This is a genomic window from Rhizobium leguminosarum bv. viciae, from assembly GCF_012276115.1.
In the GTDB taxonomy this organism is placed as follows: Bacteria; Pseudomonadota; Alphaproteobacteria; order Rhizobiales; family Rhizobiaceae; genus Rhizobium; species Rhizobium leguminosarum_T.
This window is the reverse complement of the sequence record NZ_WIEU01000002.1, coordinates 429,492-444,808: the sequence shown is the minus strand read 5'-3', so window position 1 is coordinate 444,808 and position 15,317 is coordinate 429,492. Positions and strand designations below refer to the sequence as shown.

General features: G+C 59.0%; 11 protein-coding genes and 1 pseudogene. 4 read left to right on the top strand and 8 right to left on the bottom strand.

Translation table 11 applies throughout. The annotated features are described in order from the left end of the window. Nucleotides 1–2 precede the first annotated feature (2 nt). The 4 genes and pseudogenes from GFM02_RS05325 (at nucleotide 3) to GFM02_RS05315 (ending at nucleotide 3,669) form a co-directional block, all read left to right on the top strand. Nucleotides 3–878 carry an FHA domain-containing protein gene (locus GFM02_RS05325; RefSeq protein ID WP_168321023.1) on the top strand — a complete coding sequence of 292 codons (876 nt, stop codon included), beginning with the start codon at nucleotides 3–5 and terminating at the stop codon, nucleotides 876–878. A gap of 11 nt (nucleotides 879–889) precedes the next feature. Then, nucleotides 890–1,063: pseudogene (locus GFM02_RS34960) on the top strand (IS66 family transposase); the annotation flags it as partial. Between the two features lie 113 nt (nucleotides 1,064–1,176). Beyond that, nucleotides 1,177–1,944: a hypothetical protein gene (locus tag GFM02_RS05320; protein ID WP_168321022.1), complete on the top strand. Its 768-nt coding sequence runs from the start codon at nucleotides 1,177–1,179 to the stop codon at nucleotides 1,942–1,944. A gap of 99 nt (nucleotides 1,945–2,043) precedes the next feature. Then, nucleotides 2,044–3,669, top strand: a complete 1,626-nt coding sequence (locus GFM02_RS05315; RefSeq protein ID WP_168321021.1) for a hypothetical protein — start codon at nucleotides 2,044–2,046, stop codon at nucleotides 3,667–3,669. A 143-nt stretch (nucleotides 3,670–3,812) separates the two neighbouring features. On the opposite strand, the gene GFM02_RS05310 is transcribed toward GFM02_RS05315, so the two are convergent. The 8 genes from GFM02_RS05310 to GFM02_RS05275 form a co-directional block, all read right to left on the bottom strand. Further along, nucleotides 3,813–4,505, bottom strand: coding sequence for a hypothetical protein (locus GFM02_RS05310; RefSeq protein WP_168307175.1), 693 nt, complete (start codon nucleotides 4,503–4,505; stop codon nucleotides 3,813–3,815). Continuing rightward, nucleotides 4,505–5,623, bottom strand: a complete 1,119-nt coding sequence (locus tag GFM02_RS05305) for a hypothetical protein (RefSeq protein ID WP_168321020.1) — start codon at nucleotides 5,621–5,623, stop codon at nucleotides 4,505–4,507. The genes GFM02_RS05310 and GFM02_RS05305 overlap by 1 nt, the downstream gene beginning before the upstream one ends. Beyond that, entirely contained in the window at nucleotides 5,613–6,611 is a 999-nt protein-coding gene (locus GFM02_RS05300) for a hypothetical protein (protein WP_168307179.1), read from the bottom strand. The genes GFM02_RS05305 and GFM02_RS05300 overlap by 11 nt, the downstream gene beginning before the upstream one ends. A 455-nt stretch (nucleotides 6,612–7,066) precedes the next feature. Beyond that, nucleotides 7,067–7,378, bottom strand: a complete 312-nt coding sequence (locus GFM02_RS05295) for a DUF982 domain-containing protein (protein ID WP_011655309.1) — start codon at nucleotides 7,376–7,378, stop codon at nucleotides 7,067–7,069. 167 nt (nucleotides 7,379–7,545) lie between these two features. Continuing rightward, the gene (locus GFM02_RS05290; RefSeq protein ID WP_168321019.1) at nucleotides 7,546–9,951 is read right to left on the bottom strand and encodes a protein kinase domain-containing protein; all 2,406 of its coding nucleotides are present in this window, start codon (nucleotides 9,949–9,951) and stop codon (nucleotides 7,546–7,548) included. Nucleotides 9,952–9,988: 37 nt separating this feature from the next. Continuing rightward, nucleotides 9,989–11,173: a serpin family protein gene (locus tag GFM02_RS05285; RefSeq protein ID WP_168321018.1), complete on the bottom strand. Its 1,185-nt coding sequence runs from the start codon at nucleotides 11,171–11,173 to the stop codon at nucleotides 9,989–9,991. A gap of 13 nt (nucleotides 11,174–11,186) precedes the next feature. Then, nucleotides 11,187–13,694 (bottom strand): trypsin-like serine protease, encoded by a 2,508-nt coding sequence (locus tag GFM02_RS05280; protein ID WP_168321017.1) that lies wholly within the window; start codon nucleotides 13,692–13,694, stop codon nucleotides 11,187–11,189. Continuing rightward, a complete protein-coding gene (locus tag GFM02_RS05275) occupies nucleotides 13,691–15,307 on the bottom strand; it encodes a caspase family protein (RefSeq protein WP_168321016.1) in 1,617 nt (538 codons plus the stop codon). The genes GFM02_RS05280 and GFM02_RS05275 overlap by 4 nt, the downstream gene beginning before the upstream one ends. Between the last annotated feature and the right edge of the window lie 10 nt (nucleotides 15,308–15,317).

Below are 15,317 nucleotides of genomic sequence, written 5' to 3'. Positions count from 1 at the left end.
TCATGGTCTTTTCCTTCTTTCGCGGAAACAAGCCTAGCCTTCTGCAGACCGGTCCCGGCGGCCAGAGCCGCAGCCATGTGCTCGACCGGCCGGAAATGTCGATCGGCCGGGCTGCTAATGCCGATATCGTCGTCGACGATCCGTTCCTGGCGCCGATCCATGCGCGCATCGAGCGGCAGAGCGACGGCGGCTTCATCATTCGCCGCATGGGGCTGAACCCGATCATGCTGCGCGGCGAAGCGCTGTTGCAGACGGCGTCGCTGAAAGCTGGCGACAGCTTCCGTCTCGGCAAGGACGTCGAATTCCAGTTCGTCGTCAAGGCCGCTGCCAAGGAGGCGCCGAAGAAGGAGGCCTCCAAGACGAGCGACGACAAGCCCAAGAAGTCGCTCCTCAAGCAGCCGGCCTTCCTCGCCGGCATGGGTGTCGTCTATCTCGCCATCGTCGGCATCATCGGCTACGTGATCCTGTCGGACAGCGGCAGCGCGGAGGGTGGCCCGACGGCAGAACGCATCAATGCGGAAGCCGCCCGCATTCCGACATGCATCAAGAACGCAAGGCGCATGCGTCAGGTTTCGGAGGCCAGCTTCAACGGCGCCGTCGGCGGCCGTGTCGGCAGGGATGGCGACGCAACCTATGCCGCCCTTTCGCTGGCCGCCGAACCGTCTGATGACGCCGCGCTGGCCAAGGCCGCCGAGCCGATCGTCGAGGCCTACAAACGCACGGCGCTCGCAGCCCTTGCCTCGGAGAACCGCGGCAACAATACGCTGGCGCAGACCCTCTACCAGCAGACCTACGATCTCGTTCCCGACGTCAACTGCTCGGCCGCGCGCTTCGCGCTGCAGCGGCGGGCTGCGGTGAAGCCGGTCGCGCGGCGGTGATTGCCGGTCTCGCAAAGCTGCTCGCTGACATGCAGACCTCGCTTGCTCATCATCGTGCCCGCGTTGAGTGTAAATTGCCGCTTGGTGAGGCTCTGGCCTACATCGCCAGATACTAGAACCTCTGTATCTTCCCAGCCGACGGTCGCATCGAGATTGACAACAACAGCGGCGAAAGGACCATCCAGCTAGTAAAAGGTGTAAAATTTAGCGAAAGCACCCCCGTCGGTTGAGATGTATACTTGACATGATCCCTGGTGAGGCGTGTGGTTGAGTTTCTCAAGCCAAGCAGGGTGAAAAAATGACCGAGGGGGACGCGCCTAAACTAACGCTGGAGGCTGAGAAAGCGATACGAGCATACATAGCAAAGCTTGTCGTTCCATCATCCGTTGTTCTAACGATCATTTCCGGCTTGGTGGGATATGTTGCAGGCGGCATTGCTACAATTAATGCAGCGCGGGAAGGCGAAAAATACGCAAGAGAAGTCGCGAAGACCATTACTGATGCAAGTATCGACGTCGAACTTGCTAAGGCTGCAGTCACCAAAGCCGCATCTGATGCCAATGATGCCAGTACAGCTGCTAAGAATGCCGCGAGCGCGTCGGATACTGCACAGAAGCACTTGGCTGCCGTAACAAATTCGGTTGATGCCATCATTGATGGTAAATTCGAGCAACTTGCCGAAAGCCTTTTCAAAATTCCCGGATTCAGCACAAAACTCGCAACTGTTTCGAATTCAGAGATTGCAGGAATTGTGGTCAGGCTGGGCCAATTGGAAACCAATGTGCTTGCAGCGGGTTCTGTGAAAAATGGAAACTGGGCTGTCAGTCGGGGTGTTAATTTCGACCCAAGCAGTGGAACAATAACGTTTCCTAATCCTCAAAACGTTGCGTTCGTTCCCATCATATCCGACATATCTGCGCGCGGTGAATATCTCACCGAGAGTTGCTACGTGCGGTCTGTCCTGCAGAACGGCTTTATCCTATGGCAAGGTGCGCAGGACACTTCGGGAAGAAATCATCCTCCCGTAGATTGCACTTTTGCGGTTATTGGAATGGTTGGTCAGTAAAGACTCTTGTGAATTGCTATCAGTACAAACCTTCCACAAAGAGATTGAATTTCTGGTAGTATTCTGCTCAAGATTGCTCGTCCAGGGTGGGGGAGTGATTTGACTGAGCATTCTTTTCAGGAGGGGTTGAAACCGCTTACCGCTCGGTTCAACAATACGATTCGCGAGCATGAAATTATGCGGATTTCCGCCGGAATCGGTGGCAAAAATTTTCGTGAGACGGCGGAAATCGCACGCCGTGAAATCTTACTCTGGGCGCAAAATCGATGCGGAGGCTTTCTGCCTTCCGAAGCTTGGCGCTTCGAGAACTTCGAATTTCTTTCAGGTGGACGAAATAGCGTCGGCATAAGGATTCTGAGAGATAACATTGATCTATGGGCTCTGCGGGCCGACGATCCGGACAAAATCGTGCCAGGGCGTGTTTGGACGACAGAAGTTGTTGTTGGTTCAAATCAGGAGGAAAGGCCTCGTTTTAGTGCGCGGTTGCTTGTTAGCACGCCGGAACAGGAAATGGGTATCGAGCCGCATTCCCCAGGCTTTATAAGACAGATTGTCGAAAAGTGTGGCCTCTATCAGCGTCACTATGATCTTGATTTGGAGCCGAGCTTGGTATCCAGCGTCGAAGACGCACACAGTTTAATTGACATGCTGGTCAACTCGGAGCGCGATCTTCCGGTATTCGTTCTGACTGTTGAAGATGGTTCGGTCGATCCGAATCGACCCATGATCGATGCTGTCGCGTTGGCGCGGGCCGTGCTTGGGCTGGCCTACGTGGTGATCGTACCGGCCGAATATACTTGGCCTATGACAGAACAGTTAGGGCGTGTTCGCTCAGTATTTGGAGGCGCGGTTCGCTCCTATCTTCCTGGTTTCAACGACACCGCTTATCCGTTTGATCACCGGCTAGTGCTGGCGGAACAGCTGATTTCGGAGGAGGGAAAAGCGAGATGCTCCCGTTGGCTGCGGCAAATCGCTGCAATTGAAAGTGTAAGAAACAGACGTCTTGGACGAGATGTGCTTGCATTTGCAGCCATCAGAAATTCAAGTCTACGCGCAAAGCAGGAAATGCTGGCTGCCAGTGGTGCGTCCGACGCCGAGAAACTTGCCGCCGCCGAAGCTCGCATCGCTGGACTTGAAAAAGACGTGCAGGAGGAGAGAGCCGCGCAAGAATATTTCGATACCGAAGCTAGAAAGGCTGAGGAGCGTGCGAATGCATCGGAAGCCCAATACCGCGCCTCGGTATATAGAATTCAAGAGTTGCAGGAGCGGCTGCGGGTGCAAGCCGACACGGCGGCCGAAGAAATCGAACTCCCCGCGACATGGGAGGAGTTTGCAACATGGTGCGATGTAAAACTAGCTGGGCGGGTGGCAATTACTCAAGTCGCCCGCCGAAATCTTAGAGCACCAGAATTCTCGGATATCGGCGCTGCTGCACGCTCGTTGCAGTGGCTAGCGGATGACTATCGAAATGGCCGGATAAATGGCTCAGCGTCAGATTTCCGTGATTTCCCGCTGGAGTCGAGCCTTCGCAATGCACCGTGTGGGGGCGACGAATTCGAGTTTGAATGGCAAGGGCGTCGACATATAGCTGACTGGCATATCAAGAATGGTGGCAATACAAGAGACCCGAAACGATGCCTGCGGATCTATTTTGCATGGGAGCCAGAAACTCAACAAGTGATTGTTGCAGATATGCCCGCTCACAGAAACACCGCACTCAGCTGACGTATTTGTCATGACATTGACGGCCGGGTGGCGCAAGACAAGCTGAGATCATCAAGATCAAGATATTGCTGTAAAAATGAATGGCATGACCAGAACGGCATTGGCTGAGTCACCACAAAAAATCGACAGCAAAGCGAAATAAGTTATGAGTGGTCGATGACCCGAAGGCTCTGAATTTCGCGCAAGCTGTCGCGAAGTGCATCCATCCACTGCTCGTCGAAGCTAGAGGAGAGTACGACACTCGCGTTCCTCTGGAAGGAGATGGATCCCCGTGCAGAGCGAAACCTTAATTGCACCTTTTCCAGCGAGTATTCTGCTGGGGCAACGAATTTGATTGCTGCGTCGGCGATGTCACCACTTCCTTTGACTAGCACCTGACCGACGGCACTCTCAGCTATCGCGACTGATCCAATTTGCACCCTCTCAATCGCCCCGTAGACTCCCACGATTTCTCTAAACCTGGTTGCCCATGCCAGAGGGTCAATGGATGATTCCTCGATCGAAAATCGGTGGTTCAATGCTTCCACTAGCCGACTAACGAGCCTTGAACCGCTTCGCCCGGGGTCTCGTAACTCCAGGCTGGCTGTCTCAGGGCTGATACGAAAATGCGTCCGGAGATACTCAACGATTTCGTACTTTTCCTGATGGCCAAACGGGTCGGTTGTCTCGTGCGTTGTTTGCAGTCGCTGGATAAGGCATGCTTCGAGGAAATTGGGCCGCAACTGCTCTACAACAAACCCATCTGGGGAACCGTCCCTGTAAGGCATGTTCTTGAGGTGCGCCGCGATAACGCTTGTCTTAAGGTCCGTCTGCAAGCCGTACCAGCGAACGCGCATTAATTTCCGCCCTTAGCTATCGGCCGGCTTCTACGAACTTCGGCCAGAGCCGTTCGAGCGGTCTGCTCAAGGAGAGAGAACAACACTTTCCGAATCGCGTCATCGGGAAGCTTGAAATTGTGGGGGTAAGTCCCGGTGCGCTCAGACCGGCGAGAGTGTCTTGCTCGATATTGAAACCCCGTTCCTTCCTGAGCATTTTCAAATAATGCTTCGAATTCAGCCTTATCGAAGGGGTGTACCGTCTGGGTGGCCTCCCACTTTATGGCTGTAATAAAGAAACCATCCTCTTCCATCTGCTTGTACTGTTTCGACACTAGCAAGTCGTTGCCGCTCAGCGCTACGTTTTTCACTAAATTGATCATCGCACTTTTAGCGGCTTCTTGCTCCGCGGTATCATCATCTTCGTCAGAGTCGAGATCATCGATCTCCATAGATTCAGACGAGACCTTGAGCTTAGTAACGGTATCTAACCGGAAGCCAGACATCTTAGTAACAAGATTTACAAAAAACCGCGTTCGGTCCTCTGGTGAAAGGTCTTCCACGGCGACGCGCTCTTGTGGAACCGGACTTTTCTTCTTACTTTCCAGCTTCTCGATAAGAATATCTACGAGTTCTCGGCCCTTGTCGTTGGCAGGAAAACGGATTACGACCCCGTCGTCTTCCACTCTGAAATCCAAGGTGGCGACCTTATCCTGCCGCTGCGCCAACGTGGTGCGGGAAAGATCGAACTCGCTGTAGGCGACGGTCGCGATCACTACTTCAGACGTTTTATGGGGAACCGCAACCTTGTCGTTCTTTCCATCTGTATCCGCATATTCTTGTACGACCTCTCTGATCTCAGAGGCTTCCAGCTTCATTTTGACGGTCAACGAACTCGTTCGTTCTCCTCGTGTACCCGGCTCGGCGTCTTTAACCAAATCGACGACATCCTGCAGATCGTGGATAGTCATCGAAATGTAATCGGCCAAATCCCCACGGCTGGTCGCTGACCCGAAGAAAACACCTCGTTCTCGCGTGGCGCGATGGAGAACGCCGTCGGTGATCCTCTGCTTTGCAGAGAACATAAGATCGTAAAGTTCTTTGTCGGTGGCGAACAAACGCGGATGCTTATCCTGCATAGTTCATCCCCATTTCCATGGTTGAATAGGACGCCAAGATTTCCGGAACATGCGAAATCTTGATCTTGGACAGACGCTTCGCGAAATCGGTGTCTTGATTTTCTCCAGGTATAGACGACACATATTCCTGGATTGCCTTTTGCAGATTAGCCGATGCTTCGCTATCGTCGGGTTGCACCTTGATATCAATCCGCGCCTTGTTCACGATCAGTTCATGTCTTCGCAAATAGTCGAGAAGATACATAAGCCCTTCGACCGTTGTCATACGACGATGAAAGATCACAAATCCTTGGCGCGCCTCTTCCTCGTCGAAGTGTTCCAAGATGATCCACGGCGACTTCAGCATCTCCATGGTTGCGGCCCGAGCCCGCTCGCTTCGTACGACAGTATTTCTAACTAGCTGCGGATAATAAAACGCACAGCGTTCCCTCGGAGGAAGGCGCTTGGCTTCATCTTCGTCGCCCCTCATTTGTTGCAGCTCGCGCGCAACACGCTGCAGCCAATTAATCTCTTCGGGTCCAAGTACGTAAAGACGTGATTTTCGTGGAAGCCTGATGTCTTCAGGGCGGATATCAGAGATCAATGCATCAAAGGACTTGTGAAATTCTTTGTCATGATTGTAGACGAACAGCAGCCCGGAAATGTCGAACGTAGATGATGCATGGGTGTAGCGCTTTTGCCAAGCCTCACTTACCCCTGCGCATGATACCTGATCCGCAAGGCTAAGAATGGCCTCCTTGACTGCATTGCGCTTGATGCTGTCCTTGCCGTAACTTTTCAAATCGCACTGAATGTATCGTCGAACCGTAGAGTATGGTTCATCATAATAGAAGACGACGTCCGTAGGATGACTCTTGGTGTTGTGAGACTCCTGCTGCTCGCATGGCCAATTCTCGTTCATCGGACCGGTCTTCTGCCATAAAAATTCGGCGAACACCTTATTGGAAAGGTCTTCTGCCATCTGTGCTCGATTGATAGTTTCTGCCATTCACTAGACCCCGATCCGATTCGCAGGTCGAAAGTAGCACTACAAATGATGTGGATTGCAGGGATACTTCGCATGTAATCCACAAGTTGATAAACTAAACAGTTTTCCAGGTCTTGTGACGAGGTCGGTCTCCAATATCGCCGCATCTCACGTACAAGCGTTTCTCGTCGAGGGCGGAAACCTTATTCCTGGTTTTGACGCATTGAATCAGGAGGTACCCGCCTCTCTGCAGGCCCACCTTCGTCGTCCAAGATCGCTGAGTTCAACGCGGCCGTGGCAGCAGTTGAGATCAAGGCGCAAGACTTCCTCATTGCTGTCCGGACATTTTCTGACATCGCGGCTCCAACGAAGTTTCAGTCGCAATGACGTAACATTATCTTTATCGACCCAGAGCATTTCGTCTGCTTTTGGCGCAAATGTGACGTCGAAAGCCGAGTAGCCCCTCGAAATCCGGACTATCTTTGCGCGCTCGACGGCAGGTCCGGCCGTCGCTCTCCAACGCCCTGCCGGACGAGCGATAAAGCGGCGATACCCGCCTCATCGGCCGCACGCAGAAGCGCTTCCCGGAATTGTTCCGGGGCAATCTTCCCGCTCAATGCGTCGACGCAGGCTTTGACGGCAGCCACATATTCCTCGCCGTCATCGCAAGGCCAGTCGTTGATCAGGAGACGCGCCGCGTCGCCCAGTGTCCATACGATCTTGCGAGATGCCGGGCCTCGCAAAGCAAACCCAACCGGCGTGAATGCTGATGATGTGTTCCAGCACATTGTCCTCGACCCCTCAAGGCACGGATACTGCAGTCCCCAGTTCAATATACGCGCGTATTTTGTAATTTGGAATTGAAATTTGTCGAATAATACGGCTTGAACGCGAGCTGTCGAATGAAGCAGAACGGCGCACGCGCTCCACTATTCTATCCCCAGTTTCGCCGCGCTCACCGCAATTCGGCGGTGACGCGAAAGATGCCGCCGGCCGACGCGTCGGAGCAGACGACGAAGGTGGAGCCCTCCTGCGCCATGAAGGCGACATTGCCGCCCGCTTCGCAGGGAGTGGCGCTCCATTGCAGGATGATATCGCCGTTGTCGGGCAGTTTTTCCGGCGTGATCTTTGCCGCACTTGCCATCCATTCCGTCGCCGACGGCAGGTGGACGGGCGCGTTCAACTGCTTCGACAGCCAGGCGGTATAGTTCTGCGCCACGGCAAGCGGCACGTCATTGGCCGGCTGCTGCGGATTGTCGGCATAGGCCTGGGCTGCGGCGGGATCGGCATTGGCGGTGTAATATTCCGCCATCTCTGCCCGGGTGACGGCCTTCGTCTGCATGCAGAAGGACTTGTCGATCTTCACGGCACCATTGGCAACGCCGAGCATGCCGCCGAGTTCCTGCATCGACGAGGTCATCAGCCGGACATTGTCAAGCGAATAACTGCCCGCCGGCACGGTCTCGAAGGCAAGCGTCTGCGAAACCGGGCAGAAGCCGCGCGCCGATAGCGCCTCGAGATCGGCAAGGATCGGCCGGTAGGCAACGATGGCGAGCTTATAGGCCTCCGCGGTGTAGCGGCCGTCGGCCTCGCCGATCTTCGGGGCGAGTGCGGCAAGCGTCGGATCGGCGGCACCGGCGCGTGTGGCGATCGAGGCGCTGAGATCGGTGACTTTCTGCTTCAGCGCCGTCGCCTCGTCCTTCGCCGCCATGACATCGGCGATGACGGCGTCGAACAGTTTGGCGGCATCGCCATAGCCAGATGTTGCGGCCGGCATCTGCCATTGCTCGGCCTTGGCCTTGGCCTCGGTCATCAGGCCGCTCGCCTTGGCGACATCGGGGTTATCGCCGGCACCGATGCGATTGACCGTTTCGCGTTTTGCCGCCGCGTCCTTTTCCGCCGCCGTCAGCGCGGTGAGCGCCTTGGCGAGATCGTCGAACGTCGTCTTCGATGCGTCATAGGCGTCGACGGCAGCATGCATCTGCTTGGCGGCGGCGGCGTCGGCGGCGGTCTTCATCTTGGCGTCGGCCTCGGCAAAACCTGGCGCCTTGTCGCCGCCGGCCGCCGAAGCGGCAGCCTTCGCCTTCTCGGCATTCTCCTTCGAGATGCCGATCAGCGCATTGCCGAGATTGATGGCTGCCGTCTGGAAGCCTGGAAGCGCCTTTTCGTAGTCTTCATCCTTGAGCAGCGCATCGGCCGATGTCAGGGCCGTGGCGCCGGTGTCGTAGGAGAGTTTTGCCTGGTCGCTGGCCGGGCGCTCCGGCGCCTTGGCGGCGATCGCCTTCTGCTTGCGGCTTTCGGCCTCCTTCTTCCAGACGCCGACATCGGCGACGAGTTTCGGATCCGGACGGAGCAGTTTCGGGATGGTGACGACACCGACGCCGATGCAGATCAAGAGCAGTGCGCCGATCATCGACAGCTTGGCAAGCGTCCATTTTTTCGGTTTCGGCGCGTCCTGCTGCTGTTGCATGCCGCCGCGCGGGTCCCATGACATCGGCTGGATGCCTGTTGTCACCCGGGCGAATTCGCCCAGCGCATCGGCGCCCGTGCGCGGGCGCTGGGCCGGGTCGCGGCTCAGCATCCTTTCGACAAGGCTTGCAAGACCCTCGGGAAAACCGGGGATCAGCACGTCCAAGCGGGGAAAGACGTTGGAAGGATCGAGATGGATGTTCTTCCAGCTCTGCTCGCGCTGGTGCTCGTCTTCCCAGACCATGACGCTGTCGAAGACGCTGGCATAGGTCTGCCGCGGCAGGAAGAGCTTGTAGGCGATCATGCCCATGGCGTAGATATCGAGTGCCGATGAGGCGGAGAAGGTGCCGCTCGCATAGATCTCCGGCGCGCCGAATTCCGGCACATAGGGCGGGATGATGTGCTCGCCGATCTTCGAGATCAGGTGCAGGTTGCCGATCCGGACCGACAGGCCGGAATAATCCTCCGACACATAGATGCATTGGTCCGTCAGGGCGTTGTGGGCATAACCGGCGCCGTGCAGCGTCGCAAGCCCCTCGAGGATGTGGCGGCCGATCTCAACGGCGCGCTCGTAAGCCACCATCTCCGTTTCGTCGAGATACTGATGCAGCGTTTTCGATGGCCGCTTCTCGACGATATAGAAATTGTCGTCTTCCGGCGACGGCGGAATGAGATCCTCGATTTCGACGAAGCGCCGTGCCGTCAGAGATTTGGCCTCGTTGATCGAGGTCCAGACCCGCTCGAAACGAGCCTTGTCCAGTTTCAACGCTACATCGGGCGTGACGATGAAGACTTCGTGGTCCATCCGCTTGTCCTGAGCGGGATAGACGATGAACTCGTTTTCATAGATCGGCTCGCCGATCGTGTAGCGGGCGATCAGATCACTTCTCATGCACGTGTCCCCCTGCATTCATTCATGAAACCGAATTCTATTCGCCCGCCAGAAGCGGATCACCGATAAGGCCTGCAGCGAGCAGCAGGCCGCTTCTCGTATCGCGAAGCGCGAAGGCAAAACGGGCATCGGCGACCACGCGAACAAGCTTCGGATCGATGCTGCGTTCCGTGATCACAGCCGTGGCTGCCGCCGCCTCCGTGCCGTTTTCGTCAACCTTGATCATCGTCTTCTGCAGGACGCGCGACAAGCGGATGTTTTCCTTGGTGAAACCGGGGAAACCCGCATCCTTGGCCTTCTCGGGCGCCACTCCCATCGCATTGAGTACCGGCATCAAATCACGCCCGTCGTTCAGGGAAAAGCGGGGCAGCAAGATTTCGCCCCTGGCGGCCTCAAATTTTTCCCCTTGCAGCCAGGAAGCGAGCGTCTTCAGGTCCGCGCCGCCGACACCCTTGCCGGAGCGCGCCGCCACCACGACCATGCTGTAGCCCTCGCCGGCATAGGCAAGGTCTACGGCGGTGAATTTCTCGTCGGAGCGGAATTTTTGGCCATCGCCGGCAAGATGCATCATCGGTACCGAAATCGTCGAGCCATCCGGCCGCTGAAAGGGGCTTGCCGGGCTCTCCTTCTCGAATGAGGTCTTCCAGCGCGCCTTGAAGGAAAGCGCACCGAGGCTGACGAAGCCGCCGCCGGGCGGTGCGTCGAGGATTGATGGAATGGCGCCCCTCGTGGCGTCCTTGACCCAGCCATTGATGTGCTCGACCGATTTCGGTCCGTCGAGATCCTCGATCGAAGGCTTGATGTGGTGGCCGGCGAGCATGGGGAGCGCGTCGGGAACGAGCACCAGCTTGTCGTCGAAGACGATCGCGACCGCCGTCGCCAAAGGCGCATCCACCGCTGCCGGCTTCTCCTGATACATCGCGTCGAGCGCCGTCTCCGGTCCCTTCAGCTCGCCGCCGAAGCCCAGGCTCTTGGCGATCGAGGCCTTGCCCGCATCGGAGGCGCCGAGGCCTGCAAGGCCGAGTGCTGCGGCAAGGCTTGCCGGCGACACCATGATATTGGCAGCACCCTCCTTCGCCAGGCTGCGGTCGATGAGTTCGGCGGCAAGCCCAGCTTGTGCTGCAAGCATCGCCTTGCTGTCGCCGGAGTTGCCGGCATGGGCGGCCGGCGCAAGCGCCATCAGGGAAGCGGCAAGACCCGCCAGCAGAGTGGATTTCGGCATGGTTCGCTCCTGTTCAGCGGACGCGATAGAATTTGGAATCGAACGACCATTTGCCTTGGGCGCCGGTTTCGTCGTCGCCGACGATCCTGAGGCTTCGGGCGAGATCGTAGACATAGTTGAACGCGGCGCGCTGGCCGACGAGCGGCGTCGGCACATCCGGCAGGTCGAGCACTTCGATCGGCTTGTCGCTGAGGATGGCAACGACCATGCCGACGCCCGCCGGTCCCTCCACAACATATTCGAAGCCGGTATAGGGGTTGCGCGCATCGGGCACGACGACCGGCCGGGCCGGATCCAGCCGGTTGTCGCCGCTTTTGGCTGATGGTTTCAGGCCCATCGAGCGCTTGTTCGGGTAAAGCTGCGTCAGCTTGCCGGAGGCGTCGATATCGACCAGGATCAGGTAACCGGACTTTTTGGTGGAGACGCGCATCGCCACCTTGTCGCCGATACTGACCGCGGTGCCGGGCAGCACGTCGACGGCGACGCCCGCCTCGTTGTCGCTCTTCAGCGTATTCTCAACGGCGGCGACCGGCGTCTTCGCCTCCTCGCCGGTGATGACATCCCGGCCGAGCGCATCCGGCTGGCCGTAAAATTGCGGCACCGGCGTGAAGCGGCAATCTTCCGCATGCGTCCGGCAATATTCGTCCGATTTGCGCCGGACATAATCGAGGAGGGCGGCATTGCTGACATTCGGCTTGTCGGCGGCGCGTGCCACGCCATCCTGCACGCCTTCGATGAAGCGGCGGGTGAAGACGCCGACCGGCGGCTTGGCCTCGCGGTCGACGAGCGCCCACTGCCCTGCGTTGACGGCCGACCAGACCATGGCGTTTTCGCCGCCGAAGGAGAATTTCGCTTCCTTGCCTGACTTGTTTGGCGGTTCGAGCGCTGCCAGCGCCGGGCCGAGGCAACGCACGGTGCCGGAGGGTGCGGCCACCGCACTGCGGCTGCCGGGCCCGACATGGCAGGCATCGATCAGCAGCGTGACGCGGCGATCCTTGAGGCTGTTCAGCCGTGCGGCGATCTCGGTTTCGCGGATCTGGTTGGTGACCGTCACCTTGCCGCCCTCGCGCACCAGCTTGGCATCGGCTGCAACCAGCGTCGGGCTGGTTGTTTCCTCGGCGCCCATTTCTTCCGAGCCCTGGCCGCTGAAATAGAGGAAGACGCGGCTTCCGGGCGTCGACTGGCGCACCAGCCAGTCATCGATCTCGGCCAGGATCGCCTCGCGGGTCGCCTTGCTGTTGGTCAGCGTGTGGATCTGTTCCGGGCGGTAGGCGAGCGTTTTGGCGAGGAAGACCTGCATCGCCTTCACATCGGTGGCGGAGCCGGTCAGTTTCGCCTCCCGCATTTCGTAATCGTCGATGCCGATCAGCAGCGCGCGATCGCCGGGCGAGCTTTCGATCATCGGCGTCTGGACGACCGGCGGCTGGACGGCGGGTTCGTCAGCGACGGGTTTGTCAGCCGGCGGGGTATCGCCAGCGGGTACGTCCGGCGTTTCGGTCGTGGCGGCAGGCGGGGTGGTGATGGCGAGATTGGCCTCTTCCTGCCCGGACTGCCTCTGCTTCGTGCCGCCACCGATCGTGGTGGACGCGACCTGATCGTCGGCAGCAGGCCCTTCAACATCAGGCACCTCGCCGTCGGTCTTTGCGGCGATCCAGTCGCGGAAGGCGGCAACACGGGTATAGACACCGTAATGTTCGGCCTCGGCGCAGCCCGCACCCCAGCTGACGATGCCGAGCTGGATCCAGCGCTTGTCGGGGCGCTGGGCGACGAGCGGTCCGCCGCTGTCGCCCTGGCAGGCATCCTTGCCGCCTTCGGCGTAGCCGGCGCAGACATTGCGCTCGTCGATCGGGTTCATGCGCATCGAGCTGTCGCGATAGGCGGCGCGGCAGTCCTCGCGCGGGACGATCGGCAGTTCCACTTCCTGCAGCTCGGTCGGCAGATATTTGTCGTCCCAGCCGTGGTCGGCTTTGGTGTAACCCCAACCGGTGACGACGACCGGGTGGCCGGCGGCCTCCACTTGGTCATCCGAGGCCGAGGCAAGGATCGCCGGCTTCGATTTGGCGGGCTCGCTCAGCTTGATGAGGGCGATGTCGTTGGCGAAGACCTTGCGGTCGAAATCCTCGTGAATGATCACGTCTTCCACGGCAAGGCCCGGCTTGTCCGGCCCGTCGACCGCGATCACCTTGTCGATCTTCGACTTGCCCTCGACGATCAGCAGGTCGCGGGCGAAGAGATCCTGCTTGCCGGAGCGGCCGCTGGTGACGCAATGGGCGGCCGTCAATATCCAGCGCGGTGCGATCAGCGAACCGCCGCAATGGCCGCCGAAGCGGCCGCGCTGTTCGGGATCAGGCGCCAGGATCTTCACCTGCCAGGGCCATTCGCCCTTCTTGGCCGCCTGGCCGCCGATGACACGCCCGCCATCCTCGCCGGCAAAATCGGTGTCCTGCTGCGCCAGCACGGGAGTAGCCAGAAGCAGCATGACGGACGCAATATTGAGGACCTTGCTGATCGACGTACTCATAGCTTGGCTCCGGCGGAGGTATAGAGGACCGTAAATCCGACGCGTGCGCCCTCCGGCAGGAATTCGCCGAGGCGCTTGGCGATATTGCCGGCGGTGCGGCGCTTGTCGTTCTGCTTCAGGAACTCGACGAGTTCGGGCATCGGGCTATCCGAGGTGACGGCGACGAGCAGGTCCGTTCCGAATGGTGCGACCACCGCAAGATCGAGATCGAAGGTCGCAGGCATCGGCGCATCTGCATCCCGCGTGCCGGGATAGAGGAACTGCACGGTGCCGTCGCCGGTGACGTCGAAGAGCACGAGCTTGCGACCGGTGATCTCGGAAACCGTGACGCCGACGCGTTCGCCTTCGCGATGCACCGCATCCGAGGGCGTGACGCGCACCGTCTGCGGGTTCGCCTCCGACAGCTGCTTCAGCGTGTCGAGTGCGGCCATCCGGTCGACGACGAAAGGCATGTCGCCGGCACCGACGCCGGAGGCGACGACATCCCCGCCGGCAATCGCCTCACGTTTTTCTGGATCGAAGATGAGTTCGGCATTCGCGCCGTCCGTCAGCTTGAACGGCGTGACGGCTGATACAATCCCCTGCAACACCGGCTCGGAGCCGAGGGCGGCGACGTTGATCGGTGCCGGTTCGGCTGGCGGTGGAACGTTTGCCTTCTCGGTCGAGGTCTGAGCTCCTGTACCTTCATAGTTATAGACGACGGCACGGTCGAGATCGGTTCCGGGCGGGCTCTCTGTGAAGACGTTCTGCCGCTGGTCGGTGAACTGATAGACCGATTGGCGCACATATTCGAAAAGTTCGCGCTGGCTGACGGAGCCGTCGCCGTTGCGGTCGGCGGCGCCTTCGAAGGCGCGGGCGGTGGCATAGCTCAGCGCGCCGCGTTTTTGCTGAATGCCGGGAATGCTGATCTCGGGCGACTTGGTTTTCTCGTCGACGGCGGCAAGGAAGGTCAGCCGCTTGAAATCGAAGCTGGTGGAGAGCGCATCCGCCGTCGTCGAAATCGGCGCGAGATCGTCCTCCTCGATCGTATAGGAAGGCGCCTGGCGCCAGGTGATTTCGGCGCCGCGCGGATCGACGTCGCGGGTCATGCCGCCGGCATGACAGGTATCGGCAATGAAGACGACATCGGCGCCCTTGGCCTCGAGGTTGCGGATCAGCACCTTGAATTCGTCGCCGAAGATGCGCTCGCGCGATCCCGGCACGCGGGTGTCGAAGCCGGCGAGCACATAAACCTCGTCACGGCCGCTGGGTTTCGAGCCCCTGACGCGCTCCGGCTCGCTCGATCCGTGGCCGGCAATGCCGAGCACGACGAGATCGCCACGCCCTGCCCTTTCCGTGACGGCTTCGATCGCATGGAGGATGCCCGCGCGGTCGGCAGCGCCATTCTTCAGCAGCGTCATATCCTCGACGCCGACCGAGCGCAGCGAAAGGGAAAGGTCCTCGGCATCGGCGACGGCGCCGTGCAGCGGCGGAACATTGCGGTAGAGGTCGATGCCGATCAGCACGGCCCTGACTGCGCCGCGCTCGGGTGCCTCGATCGTCCTTGCCAGGCTGTCGGTGGCCGCCAGGGTGAGGAGGGCAAGTGCTGCGGCCATGGAAACGGATGCGGACATGGCCAAACTC